The sequence below is a fragment of the Candidatus Pelagibacter sp. genome (assembly GCF_052049815.1).
GTDB lineage: Bacteria > Pseudomonadota > Alphaproteobacteria > Pelagibacterales > Pelagibacteraceae > Pelagibacter.
This window is the reverse complement of sequence record NZ_JBNGZG010000005.1, coordinates 1-22,351: the sequence shown is the minus strand read 5'-3', so window position 1 is coordinate 22,351 and position 22,351 is coordinate 1. Positions and strand designations below refer to the sequence as shown.

25 protein-coding genes and 2 tRNA genes are annotated in these 22,351 nt (G+C 29.5%); 11 read left to right on the top strand and 16 right to left on the bottom strand.

Features of this window, described 5'->3' with window-relative positions:
• Window positions 1-13: 13 nt before the first annotated feature.
• The 5 genes from lon to ACTT9D_RS01805 form a co-directional block, all read right to left on the bottom strand.
• Window positions 14-2,392: an endopeptidase La gene (gene lon, locus ACTT9D_RS01825; protein ID WP_440930177.1), complete on the bottom strand. Its 2,379-nt coding sequence runs from the start codon at window positions 2,390-2,392 to the stop codon at window positions 14-16.
• Window positions 2,393-2,449: 57 nt separating this feature from the next.
• Complete coding sequence (gene clpX, locus ACTT9D_RS01820; protein ID WP_440930176.1) at window positions 2,450-3,718, bottom strand: ATP-dependent Clp protease ATP-binding subunit ClpX; 1,269 nt, start codon at window positions 3,716-3,718, stop codon at window positions 2,450-2,452.
• A 92-nt stretch (window positions 3,719-3,810) separates the two neighbouring features.
• The gene (gene clpP, locus ACTT9D_RS01815) at window positions 3,811-4,422 is read right to left on the bottom strand and encodes an ATP-dependent Clp endopeptidase proteolytic subunit ClpP (protein WP_440930175.1); all 612 of its coding nucleotides are present in this window, start codon (window positions 4,420-4,422) and stop codon (window positions 3,811-3,813) included.
• 32 nt (window positions 4,423-4,454) lie between these two features.
• Entirely contained in the window at window positions 4,455-5,903 is a 1,449-nt protein-coding gene (tig, locus tag ACTT9D_RS01810; RefSeq protein WP_440930174.1) for a trigger factor, read from the bottom strand.
• Between the two features lie 10 nt (window positions 5,904-5,913).
• Window positions 5,914-5,998: transfer RNA gene (locus ACTT9D_RS01805), tRNA-Leu, on the bottom strand.
• A 103-nt stretch (window positions 5,999-6,101) separates the two neighbouring features.
• Between ACTT9D_RS01805 and ACTT9D_RS01800 the strand changes: the two genes are divergently transcribed.
• Genes ACTT9D_RS01800 through ACTT9D_RS01790 form a run of 3 tightly spaced genes read left to right on the top strand, consistent with a single transcriptional unit; the run spans window position 6,102 to window position 6,934 of the window.
• Window positions 6,102-6,353 (top strand): DUF1289 domain-containing protein, encoded by a 252-nt coding sequence (locus tag ACTT9D_RS01800; protein WP_014953133.1) that lies wholly within the window; start codon window positions 6,102-6,104, stop codon window positions 6,351-6,353.
• Entirely contained in the window at window positions 6,346-6,516 is a 171-nt protein-coding gene (locus tag ACTT9D_RS01795) for a hypothetical protein (protein ID WP_014953132.1), read from the top strand. Before ACTT9D_RS01800 ends, ACTT9D_RS01795 begins: the two co-directional genes overlap by 8 nt.
• 43 nt (window positions 6,517-6,559) lie before the next feature.
• Entirely contained in the window at window positions 6,560-6,934 is a 375-nt protein-coding gene (locus ACTT9D_RS01790; RefSeq protein ID WP_440930173.1) for a hypothetical protein, read from the top strand.
• Window positions 6,935-7,060: 126 nt separating this feature from the next.
• On the opposite strand, the gene ACTT9D_RS01785 is transcribed toward ACTT9D_RS01790, so the two are convergent.
• Entirely contained in the window at window positions 7,061-7,618 is a 558-nt protein-coding gene (locus ACTT9D_RS01785; protein ID WP_440930172.1) for a histidine phosphatase family protein, read from the bottom strand.
• A 2-nt stretch (window positions 7,619-7,620) separates the two neighbouring features.
• Here ACTT9D_RS01785 and ACTT9D_RS01780 point away from each other — a divergent pair, with 2 nt between their 5' ends.
• Entirely contained in the window at window positions 7,621-8,301 is a 681-nt protein-coding gene (locus ACTT9D_RS01780) for a uracil-DNA glycosylase (RefSeq protein WP_440930171.1), read from the top strand.
• On the opposite strand, the gene ACTT9D_RS01775 is transcribed toward ACTT9D_RS01780, so the two are convergent.
• Window positions 8,291-8,713 (bottom strand): YbgC/FadM family acyl-CoA thioesterase, encoded by a 423-nt coding sequence (locus ACTT9D_RS01775; protein WP_440930170.1) that lies wholly within the window; start codon window positions 8,711-8,713, stop codon window positions 8,291-8,293. The two genes, ACTT9D_RS01780 and ACTT9D_RS01775, sit on opposite strands and share 11 nt — an antisense overlap.
• Before the next feature lie 56 nt (window positions 8,714-8,769).
• Here ACTT9D_RS01775 and ACTT9D_RS01770 point away from each other — a divergent pair, with 56 nt between their 5' ends.
• Window positions 8,770-8,910, top strand: a complete 141-nt coding sequence (locus ACTT9D_RS01770) for a hypothetical protein (RefSeq protein WP_440930169.1) — start codon at window positions 8,770-8,772, stop codon at window positions 8,908-8,910.
• Window position 8,911: 1 nt separating this feature from the next.
• On the opposite strand, the gene ACTT9D_RS01765 is transcribed toward ACTT9D_RS01770, so the two are convergent.
• From ACTT9D_RS01765 to ACTT9D_RS01740, 6 genes are all read right to left on the bottom strand, one after another.
• On the bottom strand, window positions 8,912-9,562 hold the full coding sequence (locus tag ACTT9D_RS01765; protein ID WP_440930168.1) for a DUF3047 domain-containing protein: 651 nt from the start codon (window positions 9,560-9,562) through the stop codon (window positions 8,912-8,914).
• Between the two features lie 210 nt (window positions 9,563-9,772).
• Window positions 9,773-10,777, bottom strand: coding sequence for an alcohol dehydrogenase catalytic domain-containing protein (locus ACTT9D_RS01760; protein ID WP_440930167.1), 1,005 nt, complete (start codon window positions 10,775-10,777; stop codon window positions 9,773-9,775).
• A 1-nt stretch (window position 10,778) separates the two neighbouring features.
• A complete protein-coding gene (locus ACTT9D_RS01755) occupies window positions 10,779-12,233 on the bottom strand; it encodes a cytosine permease (protein WP_440930166.1) in 1,455 nt (484 codons plus the stop codon).
• Window positions 12,234-12,254: 21 nt separating this feature from the next.
• Window positions 12,255-13,589 (bottom strand): TRAP transporter large permease, encoded by a 1,335-nt coding sequence (locus ACTT9D_RS01750; protein WP_440930165.1) that lies wholly within the window; start codon window positions 13,587-13,589, stop codon window positions 12,255-12,257.
• Complete coding sequence (locus ACTT9D_RS01745) at window positions 13,590-14,204, bottom strand: TRAP transporter small permease subunit (RefSeq protein ID WP_440930164.1); 615 nt, start codon at window positions 14,202-14,204, stop codon at window positions 13,590-13,592.
• A 71-nt stretch (window positions 14,205-14,275) separates the two neighbouring features.
• Window positions 14,276-15,373, bottom strand: coding sequence for a TRAP transporter substrate-binding protein (locus ACTT9D_RS01740; RefSeq protein WP_014953120.1), 1,098 nt, complete (start codon window positions 15,371-15,373; stop codon window positions 14,276-14,278).
• 151 nt (window positions 15,374-15,524) lie between these two features.
• On the opposite strand from ACTT9D_RS01740, the gene ACTT9D_RS01735 reads away from it, so the two are divergent.
• Genes ACTT9D_RS01735 through ACTT9D_RS01710 form a run of 6 tightly spaced genes read left to right on the top strand, consistent with a single transcriptional unit; the run spans window position 15,525 to window position 20,810 of the window.
• Entirely contained in the window at window positions 15,525-17,120 is a 1,596-nt protein-coding gene (locus tag ACTT9D_RS01735) for a GMC family oxidoreductase (RefSeq protein WP_440930163.1), read from the top strand.
• Entirely contained in the window at window positions 17,120-17,716 is a 597-nt protein-coding gene (locus ACTT9D_RS01730) for a TerC family protein (protein ID WP_440930162.1), read from the top strand. The genes ACTT9D_RS01735 and ACTT9D_RS01730 overlap by 1 nt, the downstream gene beginning before the upstream one ends.
• Entirely contained in the window at window positions 17,709-18,473 is a 765-nt protein-coding gene (locus ACTT9D_RS01725) for an SDR family NAD(P)-dependent oxidoreductase (protein ID WP_440930161.1), read from the top strand. The genes ACTT9D_RS01730 and ACTT9D_RS01725 overlap by 8 nt, the downstream gene beginning before the upstream one ends.
• Complete coding sequence (locus ACTT9D_RS01720; RefSeq protein ID WP_440930160.1) at window positions 18,473-19,237, top strand: SDR family NAD(P)-dependent oxidoreductase; 765 nt, start codon at window positions 18,473-18,475, stop codon at window positions 19,235-19,237. Before ACTT9D_RS01725 ends, ACTT9D_RS01720 begins: the two co-directional genes overlap by 1 nt.
• The gene (locus ACTT9D_RS01715; RefSeq protein WP_440930159.1) at window positions 19,238-20,026 is read left to right on the top strand and encodes a M23 family metallopeptidase; all 789 of its coding nucleotides are present in this window, start codon (window positions 19,238-19,240) and stop codon (window positions 20,024-20,026) included.
• A gap of 10 nt (window positions 20,027-20,036) precedes the next feature.
• A complete protein-coding gene (locus ACTT9D_RS01710) occupies window positions 20,037-20,810 on the top strand; it encodes a fumarylacetoacetate hydrolase (protein WP_440930158.1) in 774 nt (257 codons plus the stop codon).
• Here the strand turns inward: ACTT9D_RS01710 and ACTT9D_RS01705 are convergent, their stop codons facing one another.
• The 3 genes from ACTT9D_RS01705 to ACTT9D_RS01695 form a co-directional block, all read right to left on the bottom strand.
• Complete coding sequence (locus ACTT9D_RS01705; RefSeq protein WP_440930157.1) at window positions 20,811-21,374, bottom strand: class I SAM-dependent methyltransferase; 564 nt, start codon at window positions 21,372-21,374, stop codon at window positions 20,811-20,813.
• Window positions 21,375-21,381: 7 nt separating this feature from the next.
• On the bottom strand, window positions 21,382-22,152 hold the full coding sequence (locus tag ACTT9D_RS01700; RefSeq protein WP_440930156.1) for an NAD kinase: 771 nt from the start codon (window positions 22,150-22,152) through the stop codon (window positions 21,382-21,384).
• A gap of 8 nt (window positions 22,153-22,160) precedes the next feature.
• A tRNA-Leu gene (locus ACTT9D_RS01695) sits at window positions 22,161-22,246 on the bottom strand.
• Between the last annotated feature and the right edge of the window lie 105 nt (window positions 22,247-22,351).

The following is a 22,351-nucleotide window of genomic DNA, read 5'->3' as shown; positions in this document are numbered from 1 at the left end:
TGTAAATTAATTATTATTGAATACTTGCTTGTGATTTATCATCTTTTTTAGATAAATCTACTTCTACCCACTCAGTTTTTTTCAGTTCTTTTGTAAGAGCAATTTTTAATACTTCATCAGCAAATTCAACAGGAGTGATCTTGATTTCATCAATTATTTTTTTAGGCATGTCTACTAAATCTTTTTCATTCTCTTTAGGAATTAAAACTTGTTTAATTCCTGCTCTATGAGCTGCTAATAATTTTTCTTTTAATCCTCCAATTGCCAATACTTGTCCTGTTAAAGTAACCTCACCAGTCATTGCCACATCTTTTCTTACTGGAATATTTGTAATTGATGATACAATTGAAGTTACCATACCAATACCAGCAGAAGGACCATCTTTTGGAGTTGCTCCTTCAGGTACATGGATATGAAAATCTTTTTTCTCAAATATAGGTGGAATAATTCCGTACTGTAGGCATTTTGATCTTACAAATGATTTTGCAGCTTTAACTGACTCTTGCATTACATCACCAAGCTTACCAGTAATTTGCATTCTTCCTTTGCCAGGCATAGTTACAGTTTCAATTTTTAATATTTCGCCACCATATTCTGTCCAAGCAAGTCCTGTTACAATACCTACTCTATCTTGCGATTCTAATTCTCCAAATTTGTATTTGGCTACACCAAGGAATTCTGAAAGATTTTTATTATTTATTTTCACTTGTTTTTCTTCACCGGCAACAACTTTCTTAACAACTTTTCTAGCTAATTTTGATATTTCTCTTTCTAGATTTCTAACACCTGACTCTTTAGTGTACCCTCTAATGACTTCTTTTATTAAATCATCTTCTAATTTCATCTCATTTTCTTTAACACCATTATCCTTAATTTGTTTTGGAAGAAGATATTTATCTGCGATACTAATTTTTTCATCTTCTGTGTATCCAGCTAATCTAATCACTTCCATTCTGTCTAATAATGGAGGAAGAATGTTTAATGTATTTGCTGTAGTAACAAACATTACATCTGACAAGTCATAATCGACTTCTAAATAATGATCATTAAAAGTAACGTTTTGTTCTGGGTCTAAAGCCTCTAGTAACGCTGAAGAAGGATCTCCTCTGTAATCATTTCCAATTTTATCTATTTCATCTAATAAAATTAAAGGATTTTTCGTCCCAGCCTTCTTCATCATTTGAATAATTTTTCCTGGTAAAGAACCTATGTAAGTTCTTCTATGACCTCTAATCTCTGCTTCGTCTCTCATACCACCGACAGATATTCTTACAAATTCTCTATTTGTGGCTTTAGCAATAGATTTTCCTAAAGAAGTTTTACCAACACCAGGAGGGCCAACTAAACACAAAATAGGACCTTTTATTTTTTCCATTCTTTTTTGAACAGCTAGAAATTCAACAATTCTTTCCTTAATTTTTTCTAAACCGTAATGATCTTTATCTAAGATATCTAATGCTTTAGCTAAATCTATATCTACTTCACTTTTTTTATGCCATGGTAGTTCAGTCATCCAGTCTAAGTAATTCCTAACAACTGTAGCCTCTGCAGACATAGGACTCATATTTTTTAGTTTTTTAAGTTCTTGAAGACATTTTTTTTCAACTTCTTTAGGCATTTTTGCCTTTAGAATTGCTTTATTCAAACTTGTGCTCTCATCTTTACCATCCTCAATTTCACCTAGTTCTTTTTGAATGGCTTTTAATTGTTCGTTTAAGTAATATTCTCTTTGAGTTTTCTCCATTTGGGTTTTGACTCTTCCTCTAATTCTTTTTTCAACACCAATAATGCTTGTTTCATTTTCCATGATCTTAATTATTGCATTTAATCTCTTCTTAATATCCACTGTTTCAAAAATCTGTTGTTTCTCCGAAATTGTAGCTGTTAAATGAGACGCAATATTATCAGCGATCTGAGAAGGTTCTTTTAATTGTTTAATAGTATTTATTGTTTCGTTAGAAATTTTTTTGTTTATAGATGTAAGTTTTTCTAATCTTCTTACTGCTGTAACTGCTAAAGGATACAAATCCTCATTTTTCTCGTTTAAATCACTAAAGTGAGAATAGTCACAAGTTATAAATTTTTCATTATCTTTAAAATCTAAAATTTTTACTCTTTTGATTCCTTCAACTAAAACTTTAACTGTACCATCAGGAAGTTTAAGTAATTGAAGAATATTTCCTTCACAACCATACATAAAAATATCAGTCTTTTTAGGGTCATCGATTTCTGAGTTTTTCTGTGTAACTAAAATAATTTTTTTGTCTTTTTTCATCACCTCATTAAGTGCTGAAATAGATTTATCTCTTCCAACAAATAATGGAATAACCATACTTGGAAACACAACAATGTCTCTTAGTGGCAACAGTGGTAATGAATGCTTTACTTCCATATCCTAAATATGGAGATTAAATTTGGATTTGCAATAGGTTTTTATTAGTTATTAAGACTAAGCGGCAGAAGTTTTGCCAGATTTTGACTTTGAGTCACTTTTGGCATGTACAATTATAGGCTGCGATTGTCCTTTTGCTGCACCAGAATCAACTATTACTTCCTCAACATTATCCATGCTCGGGAGATCATACATTGTTTTTAACAAGATATTTTCTAATATTGAACGTAAACCTCTTGCACCTGTTTTTTTTCTTATAGCTTTAAGGGCTATTTCCTTAAGCGCATTGTCTTTAAATATCAGTTTCGCACCATCTAACTTAAATAATTCTTGATATTGTTTTGTAAGTGAGTTTTTAGGTTCTTGTAAAATTTTGATTAAAGATTTCTCATCCAAATCTTCTAAAGTTGCAATCATAGGTAGTCTTCCAATAAACTCAGGTATCAAACCATATTTAAGTAAATCTTCAGGTTCTAAAGTTTTCATCCACTCACCAGTTTTCTTATCTTGAGTATTTTTAACATCTGCACCAAACCCAATCGAAGTACCTTTGTCTCTTTGTGAAATAATTTTATCTAAACCTGCAAAAGCTCCACCACAAATAAATAATATATTCGTTGTGTCTACTTGTAAAAATTCTTGCTGAGGATGTTTTCTTCCACCTTGAGGAGGAACGCTAGCGACAGTTCCTTCCATAATTTTTAATAATGCTTGTTGAACACCTTCACCTGATACATCTCTTGTAATTGATGGGTTTTCAGATTTTCTACTTATTTTATCTACCTCATCAATATAAACAATTCCTCTTTGTGCTTTTTCTACATTGTAATCTGCTGCTTGTAGTAATTTTAAAATAATATTTTCTACATCTTCACCAACATATCCAGCTTCAGTTAAAGTTGTTGCATCTGCCATAGTAAATGGGACATCTAAAATTCTTGCTAATGTTTGTGCTAGTAAAGTTTTTCCACATCCTGTTGGACCAACTAACAATATATTTGATTTTGAAAGCTCGACATTTTTACTTGTTTTGCTCTCGTAATTTAATCTTTTATAATGATTGTGTACCGCTACAGATAAAACTTTTTTAGCATGTGCTTGACCAATTACATAATCATCTAAAACTGTACAAATTTCTTTTGGCGAAGGTAAACCATCTTGATGTTTAACAAATGTATCTTTGCTCTCTTCTTTAATAATATCCATACATAGCTCAACACATTCATCACAAATGAAAACTGTTGGGCCAGCAATTAATTTTCTAACTTCATGTTGGCTCTTGCCACAAAAAGAGCAGTAAAGAATATTTTTATTATTTGTGTTCATAAATTTTTTTTTAACGAATCAATAAAAATACTTTATTATAAATAACTCTCTTAGATCAAGTTCTATTGATAGTTGATTCTATATGTTGTATATTAAGATCTTTTATTAACAACTTCGTCTATCAAACCAAATTGTTTTGCTGCATCTGCGGTCATAAAGTTATCTCTTTCCAAAGCAGACTTGATTTCATCCACAGATTTGCCAGTATGTTTTGAATAAATTTCGTTTAATCTTTTCTTGAGAGATAAAACTTCGTTAGCATGAATTTCTATATCTGTTGCTTGACCTTGAAAACCTGCTGATGGTTGATGAACCATAACTCTCGAATTAGGAAGTGAAAATCTTTTACCTTTGCTGCCCGCTGCTAACAAAAAAGATCCCATTGAAGCAGCTTGACCGATACATAATGTAGAAATTTCAGGTTTAATATATTGCATCGTATCGTAAATTCCTAAACCTGCAGTAACCAAACCACCAGGGCTATTAATATAAAGATAAATTTCTTTTTTTGGATCTTCAGCTTCTAAAAATAATAATTGAGCAGTAACTAATGATGCAACATTGTCATTAATCTGACCAGTTAAAAAAATAATTCTTTCCTTAAGAAGTCTAGAATAAATATCATAAGCACGCTCACCTTTACTAGATTGTTCCACTACCATTGGAACTAAGGTGTTCATGTGTTCAGATAAATTTGTTGTCATAAGTTGATTCTCTTTACTTATACAACTTGTGCTTACTTTTTGCTAACTTTTTTTGTTTTTGGCTTCGCTTTAGTTGTTTTTGCTGGAGCTTTTTTAGCAGGTGCTTTCTTTGGTACAGCTTTCTTAACTGGTGCTTTTTTTTCTGAGGATGCTTTTAGTTTTTCTTCTTTTGCTGAAGAAGATGTTTCAACTTTTTGACTTTCTTTTAATATTTTTTCAGCTTCCTCTTTACTTACTTCTTTTTTATTAGCTTTAGCTTTTTCTTTTATTAAGGAAATAATTTTTTCTTCGTAAACAGTTCCTCTTAAACTTGAAATTGCAGATGGGTTTTTTTGATAAAAATCCATGACCATTTTTTCTTGACCTGGCATCATTCTTACTTGTTTTTGAACTTCAGCTTGCAACTCTTGTTCAGTAACTTTAACCTGATTTTGTTCACCAAATTCGTTTAAGATTAAACCAACTTTAATTCTTTTTTTTGCAATATCTTCGAAATTTTTTCTACTTTTTTTAGCATCTTCTTCAGACATTCCTTGTGATAAAATTTTTACTTCCTCCTCAATTAAATTTTCAGGAATTTCATCAACTTTAAACTTTTCAATTTCTTTTAAAATTTGATTCTTTGATAATCTTTCTAAAGAATTTTTATATTCATCATTAATTTGTTTTGTAATTAATGTTTTCAAATCTGCTAAATCTTTAGCTCCTAAATTTTTTGCAAATTCATCATTAATTTCTACTGGCTCAGGTTTTTTAACTGCAGTAATTTTACATACAAATTTTGCTGTTTTATTAATTAAATCTTTTTCTGGAAAATTTTCAGGCAAAACAGCTTCAACTTTTTTTTCATCATCCTTCTTAACTCCAATTAACTGTTTATCAAATCCTTTTAAAAATAAATCTTTACCAAGAGTTAATTGTGTATTTTTACCCTCACTTCCTTTGAATTCTTTTCCATCTACTGTTGCTTTGTAATCAAAAACAACAAGATCTCCATCTTTTGATTTAACCTCTTTATCTACATCTTTAAAATTTGGTTGATTTTTTGCAATCTCTTGAATTCTTTTATCAGTTTCTTTCTCATCAATTTTAACAGTGTATTCATCAAATTTAATACTTTCTATATTTTTAACTTCTACTTTTGGAAGTTCTGTTACAGAAATTATATATTCAAGCTCTTTATCTTCACCGTAAGTTTTTAAATCTAATTTTGGTTGTCCAGCTGGTTTGATTTTATTTTGTTCTAAAGCTTTTGTAGATGTGTCTTTTAAAACTTTGTCTAAAACCTCACCAAACACTGCTTTACCAAATTGTCTTTTTAAAATTTCTTTAGGAACTTTACCTGGTCTAAATCCTTTTAAATTTACTGTGCCTTTAATTTCTTCATATTTTTCATCCATATATCCATCCATGGTTTTTTTATCGACGAATACTTTGATGTCTTTATTAAGACCTTTTTTATTTTCTACAGTAACTTTCATAATTTTTTAATGGTAGGGCGAAAAGGACTCGAACCTTCACATGTTGCCATATTGGTTCCTAAGACCAACGCGTCTACCAATTCCGCCATCGCCCCACAAATTTAGAGGGTTTATATATTATTGAAACTATTTGTCCAATGACAATTCTAATGAAAAACGTTATTTTTTTTATATAAATACCAACTATATTTATTAATTATGATTATCTCACCATGCATAAGTATATGTCGAACTGATCCGAAAACAGGTTATTGTTATGGGTGTGGAAGAAGCAATGATGAAAAAAAAATTTGGAAAGCAGAAGATACGACTGATGATTGGAAAGATAATAATATTAAGGAAATAAGATCAAGATTGACTGGTTGGCAACTTGAAAGTTTCAATGAATCATATGAATACAAAATTCAAAATGGTATATCTTTATTTAAAAAAAAATTACTAAATGAATAAATCTACAATTTTAATAATTGTTTATATAGCAGGATTAGTGTTTGGTGCATTAGTGCTAGATTTATGGAGCGCAAATACAAGTCCAAAAGCTTTAATAGGTATTATATGGACTGCTTTTCTATTAGTTGGTCTGTTCTTAGTTGAAAAAGATGAAAGACAATAAGTTTTTCATCTACTTATCTTTTATTACACTTTTTATATCCAAAGTGAGTATAGCAAATTCTGAAATTATTGAATTAAGTTCTTGTGACAACTTCAAGGATGGTTTTTTAAAAAATGAATATATTCTTGATTTGGAGAAACTCACTATGACAAGAAACTATGTATTTAATGAAAAAACTTATCAAAGATATAGAATAACCGATTTAAGCACAAAGAAGAAAAATACTATAGAAAGCTTTATATATATTGAAGGAGAAAATATATTAACTGATAGAATGGGTTATCCTCAATTTTTTACACAATTATTATTTAAAAAAGATAGCAAAGATATATTCATAAAAACTGTAATTAATAATGAAGAAGGTATTACCAAAATATCTTCTTGTAAAAATTTAGAGAGATATAAAAAAGAAAGCTAATTCTTTTTTTTATTTTTGGAAAATTTCGATTTCTTAGAATTAAATCTACTATTTGTAATATTACTTCTATGTTTTGCGTAGGCTTTTTTTTGCGCTTGTTTCATTGCACGTTTTGAAGACATAATCTTAGTAATTTATTTTAATACTTCCTACTTTATTAAATTTTTTATCAGAAACAACAATTTCTCCTGAGGAAGGTGCATAACCTAAAGTTTCGGTTATGACTACATAATGGGTTACTAAAACTAGATTTTTATTTCCATCCCAATTTTTGATATAACTTTTTAGATCTTTCATTTGTGGTTCACGGTTATGGGCAAATTTAGAACTAAAAAAAGAATTTAAAAAATTTACTGTTTTATAATCTTTAAAAGCAAGTTTGGCTGTATCTTTACATCTGCACCAATTACTGGAAAGTACCTCATCAATCGGTATTTCATTAGATAAAAAAAAATTTCCAATTTTTACTGATTGTTTTCTACCGTCATCATTTAGATTTCTTTGGGTATCACAATTGTTTATATTAAAATTTTCTGGATCTCCCCCGCCAGGAGCATAAGCATGTCTTATAAAAATTAGATTTCCACCTTTTTGTAAAATATTTATAGTTTGATCTTTATCATTTGCTTTTATTGAATTAGTAAAAGATAAAATAATTAATAATGTAATATAAAAAATTCTCATTAATGAACATTAAATTTAAAAATCTTAATAAAACAATAATTAAATGTAAAAAATGCCCACGACTAAACAAATTTATTAAAAAAATTGCTAAAGAAAAAAGACCTCAAAATATTAATGAGAAATATTGGGGTAAACCTGTTACAGGTTTTGGCAAAGATAATTCAAAATTAATGATTTTAGGTTTAGCACCTGCTGCTCATGGTGGAACAAGAACAGGAAGAGCATTTACTGGGGATAAATCAGGAGATGTATTATTTGAGTGTCTTTATGATGCTAAAATTTCAAATCAAAATTTTTCAAAAAATTTAAATGATGGATTAAAATTAAAATATACTTATGTGACAAATGTTTTGAAATGTGTGCCTCCTGAAGATAAACCCAAAATCAATGAACTCACAAATTGCTCTAATTATTTCAATTCAGAAATTGAAAATCTTAAAGCATTAAAAGTGATTGTAACACTTGGGAAAGTTGCTTTTGATAATTGTGTTAAGATTTATAAAGAAAAGTTTGATCAAATAGAAAATTTTAAATTTAAACACGGTAAAAAATATTTATTACCAGATGATAGAATTATTATTGCTTGTTATCACCCAAGTCCAAGAAATGTAAATACAAAAGTTGTCACAAGAAAAATGATTACTAATTTATTTGTTGAAGCTAAAAAAATAGCTAAGTTTTGATGCTGTCACAAAAATATGGTTTAAATTGTGAATAAATTTCATCTGGAATTTTAACTGGTTTTCCATTTTCATTTATAAAAACCAAGTGTATTTGCGCCTCAACAATTATTTCCTCATCTTTTGAAATAATCTGGTTCATAAAAAAAGAAGTTTTTGTAATTGATTTGACAAAAGATCTAATCTTTAACTCATCTTCAAGATTTGCAGATTTTTTATAATCAATATTGCATGATTTAACAATTATTAAAGAATTAAATTTTTCCTTAATTTTTTTATTACTATAACCTATAGAAAATAATGCTTCTGTTCTGGCTCGTTCTAAAAATTTTAAATAATTTGCATAATAAACTACCCCACCTGAGTCAGTGTCTTCATAATAAACTTTTATTTTATGAAAAAAATTTTCGTGCATGATTAATTATATCAAAAAATTAAACAAATTATACAAAGTAAGATATAGTCTCAGATATGAATGTATTTGTAGTTTGGTTAATTTTAGTCATTGCATGGAATTTTGGATATCCAAATGCTACACCTTTGGAGGATGTTATAATCGCTGTACTATTATCTTTCTTTTCAATTATATTAAAAAAAAAGTTTAAGATGTAGATTACTCTGCTGAGAAAAAAATATTCTGGTAATAAGCAACTGAGTTCAATTTAGAATTATCTGTGTCAGCCATTAGAGCTACACCATCTAAATTTTTAAGATCTAAATCATGTAATTGTTTAAATAGCTCTTTTACATTTGCTTTTGTACTAACCCATTCATTTAAATTTTCTTTTGTGGATGATAAGACATAGTCAATTGACTTACTAAAATATGGGCTTGGCCAAGATTTATTGACATCCTCATTACTTGAAAATACAAAATTTATAGCTCTATTAGATAGAGGTGTGGCACCAGTTTTTTTTACAACAAACATTCTAGCTGCAAAGTCATGGCCTTTTTTACTTCTTTCATCTATTCCAGATAAATCTTTTTCAACTTTCCAAGTTATGTTTAAAAATGGGGTCTTATCTAAATCTATTTCAATTTCTTTTCCTATTCCTGATCCACCATTTGAAGATACTGCTTTAAGAAAATTTCCATTTTCATTATTGCCTACAGAAAAAATAGTCTTGTTTTTTGCTCCTCTAACCTTTTTTTCTTCAAGATTAGACAGTTCATTTTCTGTAAATTCAAAAACTTTTACAACCTCTCCATAAGATTGAGTAGACAAAATAAATATACCAAAGACTAATAATATTTTTTTGAACATGAGATGCTTATATTTAAAATTTATTTTATTTCAACATTTAGACATAATTTAAACATTCAATATTCAATATTTTTTTCTAAATACAAGTTATGAAGACAATCTCAATTTTTATACTTTTAATTTACTGGTCAGTAATTCTTTTCGCACCTGTGGTGTCTAAAGATTTCAAATTAAGCAGAACTAAATATAGTAAAAATGAGACTTATTTTTCTATGGTAACAGAATAATTTTAGGTGCAACACATGTTCCATCATGGATCTGTTTAAACGCATCTCCACCATTTTTTAAGTCTCTAAATTCAATCCAATTTAATGGTCCAATCTCTTTTTTTGATAAAATTGATAATGTTTGCTCAAAATCTTTGTTTGTATAACAATAAGTACCAATAACAGTTACTTCTTGGAGTGTCATTTTTCTAAAATTAAAAGTACCAGCTGGTTGAGTAAGCCCTATATGAATAATTGAGCCACCTGGCTTCACCACTTCAATTGCTTGTTGTCTTGATATTTCAAGGCCCACTGTATCAAATATGATATCGAAGCTATTGCTTTGAATTTCTTTATGGTTAGGAGCAACAAATTTTGCATCTAAATACTTTGAACACTCAACTAATCTAAGCTTATTAGGGTCAGATAAAGTAATATTTTTGTTACTTTTAATTTTTGAGAGTATCAATCCACAAAGCAATCCAATAGCACCCCCACCTTGAATTAAAGTACGGCACTCAGATAATGGTTTTTTTAATGATTGTTCGCCAATTAAAACAGCATGTAATGAAACGGCTGTAGGTTCTGCAATAGGCGCATCATTTTTATCTAAACCATTGGGTATTTCAAAAATATTTTTATCAGGTGTTGAAACATATTCAGCAAACACCCCTTGTCTTTCTATAGGTTTGCTCATGCCCAAAATCATTCTCTCTGGACATAAATGTTCTCTCCCTGATGTACAGTACTCACATTTACCACAAGTAATTAGAGGATTTAAAACAACATCTTTGCCCTTGTATTTTCCATTTTGAACTTCACCACTTACTTCATGACCAAGTATTAATGGTGGAATTCTTCTTTCATCGTGACCGTGATAAGCATGCATATCAGATCCACAAATACCTGAGGCATGTACTTTTAAAATACTTTCCCCGTCAACTTCAATTGGATTTTGTTCTTCACGATAAACTAGTTCTTGAGTTCCAGTGTAAACTAATGCTTTCATATTATTTTTTTGCTAATAGATAATAGGTTAAAGAAGTTATAAATGCACCAATTATCCATGAAAAAGATTGAAGATACATCAAATTATAATTCCAAATAGTTGATGCGGCAAATACAAAACCTAAAATTAAACAATAAATTGCTTTAAGATGCCAACCGTTAGAATAATAATAAGTAGAATTTTTTTCTATTGAATAAATATCCTTGCTTACAAGTTCCTTATTTTTAACAAGATAATAATCAGTGATCATTAAACCAAATAATGGACCAAAAAAAGATCCAAAGGTATCAACAAAAGCTAAAATTCCTATTTGACTAAAAAGAGGTAGCCATAATATACCAATTAATAAACCTAAAATTGAAATTACATAACTGGAGCTTTGTAAATTTAATTTTTTTGGAAAAAAATTAATTAATGTAAATTGGCAAGGTATAAAATTTGCAACTAGATTTGTAGATGCGGAAGCAAATATTATGAATAATAAGGCTATTACCGTTAATTGAATATTATTAAATTTACCAATTATATCTGTTGGATTAGTAAGTATCTTAACGATGCTATTTGCATCATCTTTAAGAAAAATATCTGATCCAATAGTTATAAAAACAGCAAAAAAAGAAAATATAACCAAATTAATTAAAATTGATAAGTTTCCTCTACTCAATTCTTTTTCATTTTTTACATATTTTGAAAAATCACCAAAACTCAATATCACGATTGAAAAGTAAGCAAAAACTGTTCCAGCGACTGTTAGTAAAGGAATTGTATTTTGACTTGATAAAAAACCTCTAAAATTTAAACTTTCTAAAAAAACGTTTATTGTCAGTTTTATATCGCTTAAAAAAACAATTAAGAAAAATAATATTAAGCCAGAATAAACAGTTATAGCTGATAGTTTTATTATTTTTTTACTATATACGACACCATATCTAAAAAAATATGTTTGCAAAATAATTGTAATAATAATTGAAAACCAATCAATTATATTAAGACCAGAAAGAAAAATCAAAAATATATCTTTATTTAAAAACTCATTATCAATTGAAAAAAACAATATTCTTATCAAGTAGCTAAAAGTTTTAGACAAAAAATATGTTTGTATACCAAACATAAAAATTCCAACTAAAAATCTTAAAGCACCAAAATATTTAGCTCCTCGAAAACCAAGTGATGTTCTTAAAAGCACAACAAAAGGAATTCCATGAATTTGAGAAGGCTTACCTATCAAATTACAAAAAAACCAAACTAATATTGAACCAAGAATACATCCCAGGAAAACAACAGTAGTATTTAATTGGTATATTAAATAAAGAGATGCAATTAACGAGAAACCTATTACACTTTGAATATTTACTCCCCAGTAGCAAAAAAGGTCCTTCCAATTCCAAGATTTATCACTTGGATTTGTTGCTACAAGTTCCCAATTAATTAGTTCATTTTTATCTGAATTCGCCACAACTATTTATTAATCTAAAATTTATGATGCGTAAAGGACACTTGGAAGCCAAAGTACAATTTTTGGAAATATTATAATTAAAATTAATCCAATTACTTGAATTACCATAAATTGCATCATTCCATAATAAATATCTTTTAAATCCCATTCTGGGACTACTCCTTTTAAGAAATAAGCAGACAAAGCGACTGGAGGTGAGAGCCAGGCGGTTTGTAAATTGACGGCGACTAATATTGCAAACCATGTAAGATTGAAACCTAAAGCTTCAATTAAAGGTAAAATGATTGGAACTATAATCATAACAATTGGAACCCATTCCAATGGCCATCCTAATAAAAAAATTACAAGCATAACTATTGCTAAAATTAAATATTTATTCATTTCAAGACTTAATAAAAAGTCAGTAAGCAACATCGGAGTTCCTAATCTAGAAAAAACTGCACCAAAAAAGTTTGAAGCTGCAACTAAAACCATGATTAAAGCTGAAATTTCTAAAGTCTTTACTAGTGAATCTTGAAGTTTTTTTAATGTTAATTTTCTATATGCTATTGCTAACAATAATGAACCCATTGCACCACAACCTGCTGCCTCTGTTGGTGTTGCAAAACCAAACAAAATACTTCCAAGTGCAGCAAAAACTAATGCAGCTGGTGGAACAAGTCCTAAGAAAAATTCTATCCAAACATGTTTCATGCTAGTTGCTCTTAGTTCTGGTGGTAACACGGGACCTAATTTTGGATTAATAATACATCTAACTGTTGTGTAACCTGCATAAAGTACGGCAAGTAATACACCTGGTAAAATTGCTGCTGCAAATAAATCAGTAACTGGGATTTCCATTATTGGTCCCATTACTACAAGCATAATACTTGGTGGAATTAAAATTCCTAAAGTTCCACCAGCTGTAATAGTACCTGCAGCCAGTCTTACATCATAACCAGATCTATTCATGGATTTGGCAGCCATAATTCCAAGAATAGTTACGGATGCCCCTACTATTCCAGTAGCAGCTGCAAAAATTACAGATACAAATAAAACAGCGTAATAAAGAGATCCTCTTACTTTAGCTAAAATTAATTGAAATGCTGAAAATAATCTTTCCATCAATCCACACTGCTCCATCATAATACCCATAAAGACAAAGAGTGGGACGGCGGCCAATGTTTGTTCTGTCATGACCATAGAAAACTGTAAGGTCATTAAATAAAATACTAATTTTCCAAAACCTAAATATCCAAATACAAATCCTAAAAATATAAGCGTAAATGAAATTGGAAATCCTACAAATATAGAAAATAACATTACACCAATTAGTATAAAACCAAGTATGGCTGGATCTATAAACTCTGCTAACATCTATTCTTCATCTCCTGGCCATTTACCTTTTGTAGAAGCCCAATAACTTTTTAAAATCTCAGAAACACCTTGAACTAATAAAAATAATATTCCTAACCACAGACAAGCTTTTATCGGCCACATTAGCGGCATCCAAGCTGTGTCCATTCCTCTTTCTCCTCTCATAATAGACTCTTGAACGAACCCTGTTGTCATATAAAGAAAAACAATCAATCCTGGAAAATAAAATAATAGATATAACCAAAAGTCTATTAGACCTTGTGTTTTTGTTTTAAAATTTCTGTATAAAAAATCAGCTCTAATATGAACTCCTTTTGAAAGAGCATAACCTGCGCCTAACATGAATAAAGCTCCATACATAAATCTACTCATGTCATAAGCCCACATAGTTGGAGCGTTAAAAAGTTTTCTTGCTAGAACTTCATAAACCATTGCAAAAATTAATGGCATTGTTATCCAACAAACTATGTTTCCAACAATCTTATTTATTTTATCAATATTTAAGATTGTTGATGACATCCAACCTGGCATATCACTCGGCATTTTTCCTGAACCACCTCGCCTTTCAGCGATCATTTCATCAGTTATATCTAATTTATTTGGTTCCTCAGCCATAAGAATTTTATAAAAAAAACCAGAGCGGATTTTAAACCCGCTCTAGTTATTAATTATTTTTTATCTAAATACTACTTAAGAGTAGCAGCGTGAGCCATTCCTAGCTTCGCATTAGACATTTGAGATCCAGACCAGAAAGGTACTGCTATATCAGCAAATGCTTTTTGAGAGTCCCATACTTTTTTGAAGAAAGGATTCTTAGCAGCATTTGTTTCTAAACTTTTCTTAGCAGCAGCCATATATGCTGGGAAATAGTCAGCTGGAGTATCTTGTAAAATTACACCATGCTTAGTTGTTAACTCAGCAAGAGCTTTTCCATTTTCATATATTCTGTAACTCATTGATTTTGATAAAGAAGCGTTTGCAGCAACTTCTAAAGCTTTCTTCTCAATAGCAGACATTTTCTTATATTTGCTACCATTTAAATAGAAGTCAGCATTTACTACTACTTGGTGAAGACCTTGTAAGTAGTAATTTTTAAGAACTTTGTGTAAACCGAAAACCATGTCAGGCTTTGGACAACACCATTCAGCTGCATCAATTGTTCCTGCTTCAAGAGCTGGTAGAATATCTCCACCACCCATAGCAACAGATGCTACACCGATATCTTTATAAGTTTGACCAGGAATTCCCGGAGGAGTTCTGAACTTATATTTTCTAAAGTCAGCCATGCTATTAATCGGCTCTTTGAACCAACCTAAAGCTTCTGGACCAACTGGTTGTAACATGAAACCTTTGATGTCTCTTCCCATTTCGCTCCATAATTGGTCGTAAAGCTCTTTACCACCACCATATTGGAACCAAGATAAGAACGCTATGTTATCGATACCAACACCTGCACCTGCTACTGGCGAACCAAATAACATAGCAGCTGGGTGATCACCTGACCAATAGTGAGTCCATGCGAAACCACAATCAATCAAACCTTTATCAACAGCGTCTAGAGTTTCTTTTACACCAACAACTGCTCCAGCTGGCATAATTTCAAACTTAAGTGAACCTTGAGTTAGTTCAGTTACTGTGTCAGTAAAATCTTTTAACATTTTTACTTCATCAGCTTTTGCACTAATTACAGTTTGGCACTTAAGAGTTTGTGCAGAATTTGCTCCTGTAACTGTCATAACAGTTAAAAGAAGAGTTCCTACAACTAATGATATGATTTTTTTCATATTTATTTTTCCCTTTTAAGTTTTTATATATATAAAGCAATTAACCTCTCAAAAATTAATAATGACTACAAGTGAAAAATTGGCACAAATTAAAGATTAAAAAGATTCTAATGTAGAAATTTAGTTATTTATCACTATAAGTGTTCATTCAATGGACACTTTTGATTACATCATTCTTGGAGCTGGATCAGCAGGATGTGTTCTTGCTAATAGGTTGTCTGAAAATCCTAAAAACAAAGTTTTACTAATTGAAGCTGGTGGAAAAGATACATACCCATGGATACATATTCCTGTTGGCTATTATAAAACTATGCACAATCCCAAAACAGATTGGTGCTACAAAACAGAACCTGATGAAACAATGGAAGGTGTTTCTATTCCCTATCCTAGAGGTAAAACATTGGGAGGTAGTTCATCAATAAATGGTTTACTTTATATTAGAGGGCAAGAAGAAGACTATAATATTTGGAGACAATTAGGGAATTCTGGCTGGGGCTGGAATGATGTACTACCTTATTTTATTAAAGCAGAAAATCAAGAGCGTGGAGAAAATGAATTTCATGGTGTTGGTGGGCCTTTATCAGTGTCAGATATTAGAGTTAAACTTCCAATCTTAGATGTATTCAGAAATGCAGCTAAAGAAGCTGGCATCCCAAGTGTTAAAGATTTTAATACTGGAGACAATTTTGGTTGTGGATACTTTCAGGTTACTGAAAAAAATGGATTAAGATGTAGTACGGCTGTTGGGTACTTGAATCCAGTTAAACATAGAAAAAATTTAAAAATTGAAACTAATTGTCATGTAGAAAAAATAAATTTTGAGGGAAAAAAAGCTACAAGTGTTTCATATTGGAAAAAAGATAAATCATTTAATGTGAAATCTAATAAAGAAATAATCCTAAGTGCTGGGTCTATTGGCTCAACTCAATTATTGCAAGTTTCAGGAATTGGTGAGGCATCAAAATTAAAACAGCTTGGTATTGATGTTATTAATGATTTGGTAGGTGTAGGCAAGAATCTTCAAGATCATTTAATGTTTAGGCCAGTTTATAGAGTTAAAAATATTAAAACACTAAACAAAAAAATTAATAGTATTTTTGGTAAATTAATGATCGGAATGGAATATGTGTTTTTAAGAAAAGGTCCAATGACAATGGGTGCTAGTCAACTTTGTGCTTTTGCAAAAAGTGATAGCTCAAGAGCTACTCCAAATTTACAGTTTCATGTTCAACCGGTAAGTATGGATAAACTTGGTGCATCAGATCTTCATGATTTTGATGCTTTTACTCCAACAGTTGCAAATATTAGACCTACAAGCAGAGGTGAGATAAATATTTCAAGTAAGGATAGTAGAGAATATCCAAAAATAAAAATGAATTACTTATCTACAGACGATGACAGAAAAGTTGCGGCAGATGGATTAAGACTTGCAAGAAAAATTGTAATGGAAACTGAAGAATTTAAACAATATGAGCCAGAGGAACATAGACCAGGAATGCATTTAGAAGAAGATGAAGAACTTGTTAAAGCATCAAGTCATTTTGCTCAAACTATTTTTCACCCTGTTGGCACATGCAAAATGGGTAATGATGAAAGCTCTGTTGTTAATGATCAACTTAAAGTTCATGGAGTTGAAAATTTAAGAGTAATTGATGCATCTATAATGCCAAACATTACATCTGGAAATACAAACGCACCAACTATAATGATTGCAGAAAAAGGTGCTGATATGATACTAGGTAAATAATGTTAGCAGAATTTTTTTCACCAGAACAAATTGCAATTTTAAGTCAAATAATTTTCATTGATTTAGTATTAGCTGGAGATAATGCAATTATTATTGGAATGGTTGCATCTAAATTTCCACCAGATCAAAGAAAGAAAGTAATTTTTTGGGGTATAGGTGGTGCTGTAATTTTAAGAATTATCTTAACTCTTTTAACTGCTTACTTATTGCAAATAACAGGATTAAGATTAATCGGAGGATTGCTTTTACTATATATAGTCTACAAACTTTATGTGGATGTAATAAAAGGTGCAGAACAAGAAGAAGATATTAAAGTAGATAACTCAAGTTTTTTGAAAGCTATTTGGACTGTTTTGCTAGCAGATTTTACAATGAGTTTAGATAATGTTTTAGGTGTGGCTGGTGCTGCAGGTGATCATTATGGTTTACTTATTTTTGGTTTAGCTTTGTCGATAGTTTTAATGGCAACGGCTGCAAATTTGATATCTGGTTGGATTAAAAAATATAAATGGATTGCTTGGGCTGGTTTATTTGCAATTTTAATTGTTGCAGTTCAACTAATCTATACAGATATTAGAATAATATTTAATGTTTAAAAAAATTAATCTTAAAGGAAAAACAGCAATGGTTACTGGTGCTGGAAAAGGTATTGGTAAAGCTTGTGCAATAGCATTGGCAGAAGCTGGTGCAAAAGTAGTAATTATAAGTAGAACTCTCTCGGACTTAATCAAAGTTGAAAAGGAAATAAAAAAAACTAAAGGATCATGCTTAAAATTTGAGTGCGATGTAACTGATTTAGATAAATTTAAAAATATTTTAAATAAAATAAATAAATTAGACATTTTAGTTAACAATGCTGGAAATAATAGACCAGAGCATTTCACTAAAATTAAAAAAGACAATATGGAGTATTTAGTCGAACTAAATATGAAAGCTGCATTTAATGTTGCTCAACTTTGTTCAAAAAAAATGGTTCAACTAAAAAGTAGAAAAAAAGTCGGAGGATCAATAATAAACATGTCATCCCAACTTGGTAGAGTTGGGGCACCTATAAGAAGTGTATATAACATGACTAAATTCGGTCTAGAAGGGTTAACTAGAGGAATGGCTTTAGAACTTGGAAAATATAACATCAGAGTAAATAGTGTTTGTCCTACTTTTGTAGAAACACCCATGGTTAAAGCATTTTTTAAAGACAAAAAATTTAAAGCGCAGATGATTAAAAATATTCCTCTTGGAAGAGTGGCTCAAGAAAATGATGTATCGACCGCTGTAGCCTTTTTGGCAGCAGACAGCTCTAATTCAATTACAGGCACTTCTTTAATGGTTGATGGAGGTTGGACTGCACAATAATGAGTAAATTTCTTAAAGATATCAACCTTAAAAATAAAGTTGCTGTCGTAACTGGGGCAACGAAAGGAATTGGAAGAGCAACAGCAATTGCATTACATCAAGTTGGTGCAAATATTGTTGCAATTGGTAGAAATCAAAGAGAATTAAATACTTTAAGAAAAAAACTAAAAACAAAAATTAAGATATTTTCTTGTGATGTCAATGATTATGAAAAAATTAAAAAAATTATCTACGGATTAAATAGAGTTGATATTTTAGTCAATAATGCAGGAACTAATCTTCCAGAACCTTTCTTAAATGTAAAAAAAACATCATTAGAAACATTATTAAATGTGAATACAAAATCTGCATTTAATATGGCTAAACTCTGTACAGATAAGATGCTTAAAATGAGAAATAGAAAAAAAATTGGTGGAAGTATTATACATACATCATCAATGTTTGGATTGGTTGGAGGACCTAACAGAACAGTTTATAGTATGACTAAATTTGGTTTAGAAGGTTTAACTAAAGGTATGTCTATTGACTTAGCTTCATCCAACATTAGAGTGAATAGTGTCTGCCCCACTTTTGTGGCAACTCCTAGAGCAAAAAAATATTTAGCTAATAAATCTTTTAAAAAATATGCATTATCAAATATTCCACTAGGAAGAATTGCTACTGAAAGTGATGTTGCTACTGCTATTACTTTTTTAGCCTCAGATGCTGCATCAATGATTACGGGAACTTCAATAATTATAGATGGGGGATGGACAGCTAAGTAAATGAAAAAAATATTATTCTTTTTATTTTTATTTTACACTTATCCTTCATATTCAATTGAGTTTAATGGAAAGTTTATCCAAGGTCACTTCATTACAGGAAAAACAGAACCTGGTTCTAAAATTATAGTAGGAAAGAAAGAAGTTAAAGTTTCAAAGGATGGTTTTTTTGTTTTTGGGTTAGATAGAGATAGAAAAAATGATGTTTTAATCACAAAAATTTCAAATGGAAAAAAAGAAAAAATAATTAAAAAAGTTTTTAAGAGAAAATATAACATTCAAAGAATAGATGGTTTGCCAGAAAATAAGGTAACTCCTCCTGAGTCAGTTTATAAAAGAATAAAATCTGAAAATAATAAAATTGGTGAAGCAAGGGCTATTAATTCGAATTTAACATTTTTTAAAAATCAATTTATTATGCCAGTTGAAGGAATAATTAGTGGAGTTTATGGAAGTCAAAGAATACTAAATGGCAAACCTAAATGGCCTCATTATGGTATTGATATAGCTGCAAAAAAAGGAACAAAAATAAAATCCTCTGCGTCTGGAGTTGTTACGATGGCTGAACCAGATTTATATTATACGGGAGGAACAATTATCATGGATCATGGTCATGGCATTTCAACGATATACTCTCATTTAGAAACATTAAATGTAAGTGTTGGAGACGAAATTAATCAAGGTGATATAATTGGAACAGTTGGATCAACTGGAAGATCAACAGGTCCTCATTTAGATTTTAGAATTAATTGGTTTCAAACAAGACTTGATCCAATGTCAGTATTGAATTAAGAAAATATATATGAAAACTTTAATTGAAAAAACTTCTGATAAATTAGTTAATGCTTTTATAAAAAATAAAATAATTTCACCATTACCATTAAAATTTACAAAAAAATTAAAAGACGCAGAAAAATTTAGAAAACTATGTGAGAGTAAAGTTAAAGACACAATAATTGGTTTTAAAGCAGCAGGAACAGGTTTTCCTTTAATGAAAAAATTTGGAGAAAAAGAGCCCTTCTACGCATCAATATTTAAGAGAAATTTTGATAAATCAGGAAAGAAAATTAAAATTAATAACTCTACTTTAGGCATAGAGCTTGAAGTTTGTTATTTAGTAAAAAAAGAGTTTTTTAAATCTAAAGATAACATTACAATGAAAAATATCTCAAAATACATTTCTCATATGGCTCCATGTATTGAGGTGATTGGTTATAGGCAAAGAAAAAAAGGTGTAACAGGATTTGGAGACTTGTGTAGTGACTTTGGAGCAAACGTCAAATTTTTAATAGGAAAAAAAATTAAATACAAAAGAATTAATATTGGAAACTTAAAAACAAACATCCAAAATAAAAAATTCAAACAATCTGTAGATGGAAACACTAATACTGTTTATGTAAATCCATTAAACTCGTTAAGATTTGTTCTTAATAAAATTAAAAAAGATAAAATAAATTTAGACAAAAATTTTTATGTTTTTACAGGTTCAACAGTTGGAGTGGTACCGATACTTGGAAAAGGCCTTTATGTTGGCAAAATTCATAAATTAGGTTCTGTCAAAGCACTTATCAATTAGCTAAAAAGATAATAAAACTTGCTCATTGGTCTCATTAATTATTCTTAAATTATTTTTTTTCATATAATCAATTGATAAATTAGTTTTGCTACCTTTATCATCTAGCAAAACTAAGGAGTTTTTATGTAAATATTTATAAGCAATAGTAATCTCTTTTAATTGATGATCTGAAGCTTGTTTAAAATGGCCGTCTAATGAGTCTAGATAAAGAAAATCAATTTCTTTGTCATAATTTTTTAAAAAATTTAAGCTGTCATCTACAATAAATTTTACAAAATCTTTATTTTTCTTATTTATAAGCTTTTTTGCATTTTCTATATTTTTTTTTTCAATATCACACGAGGTTAAGTAGCCATTCATAAATTTTACATAATCAGAAAATATCATGGTGCTCATTCCATCTTTCCAGTTTATTTTTGTAAAAAAAAAAAATTTTACTTTTCCTCGAGCAACACCAGTTTCAACAAAATTCTTTAAATTCCTTTTCTGAGCTTCAATTAATGCAAATTTAAATGAGGAAAATCTTATATTTTTTTCATGATTATAATTTTTAAGAAAATCCATAAGAAAATTATTTTGTTTCTCTTTTTAATTGTTCAATTTTGATTTTTTTTTGAAGACTTCTATTTTTATCATATAACAAATTAAATTTGATTTTTTTGTTTGATTTAATTGAAACAACTTTTGCATTTCTTATTTCAATATTATCTGCAACTGCCATAATAGGTCTTTTAGAAGGATTAAGATTTTTTATAACAATTTTAGATTTATCACTTACAATTTTTGCATTCCACCTTCTGGGACTAAAAGTGCTTATTGGTGCAATTGAAAGCTTTTTTGAATTCAAACTCAAAATTGGTCCGTGAACTGACAAATTATAAGCAGTGCTTCCAGCTGGTGTTGAAACAAGAACTCCATCGGATACAAGTTTCTTTATAATATAATTTGAATCTTTTTTGATTGATATTGAAGCAGTTTGTCTACTTTGTCTTAAAATTGAAACTTCATTAATTGCTAAATATTTTTTTAAGATATCTTTTTTATTTTTAACAATCATTTCTAAAGGTGAAATAGATATTACTTTTGAACTTTTAAGATTTTTATATAAATTTTCCAATGAAAATTTATTCATAAGAAAACCATAGTTGCCTGAATTTATTCCATAAAAACGTAACTTTTTATTATTATTTTTTTTTAAGGTTTGAAGCATAAACCCATCGCCACCAATAACTATTGCAATATTTTTAAATTCATTTTTAAAATTCTTAATTTTTTTTAAGATTGAATTTCTTAATTTTAAAGACTTTGAATTTTTGTCAGAGATAACTAACAGTTTAGTCATAATTTCAGTGGTGCCCTCGGCCAGACTCGAACTGGCACTCCGCAAGCTGCAAGGATTTTAAGTCCTTTGTGTCTACCAATTTCACCACTAGGGCATTAATGAATTTCATGAGTTTTTACGCTATTTTTTATAATTGAACAAGATTAATAAGTAAATTTTTTATAATAATTCATTTTAAATCATTTTTAATAAATTAATA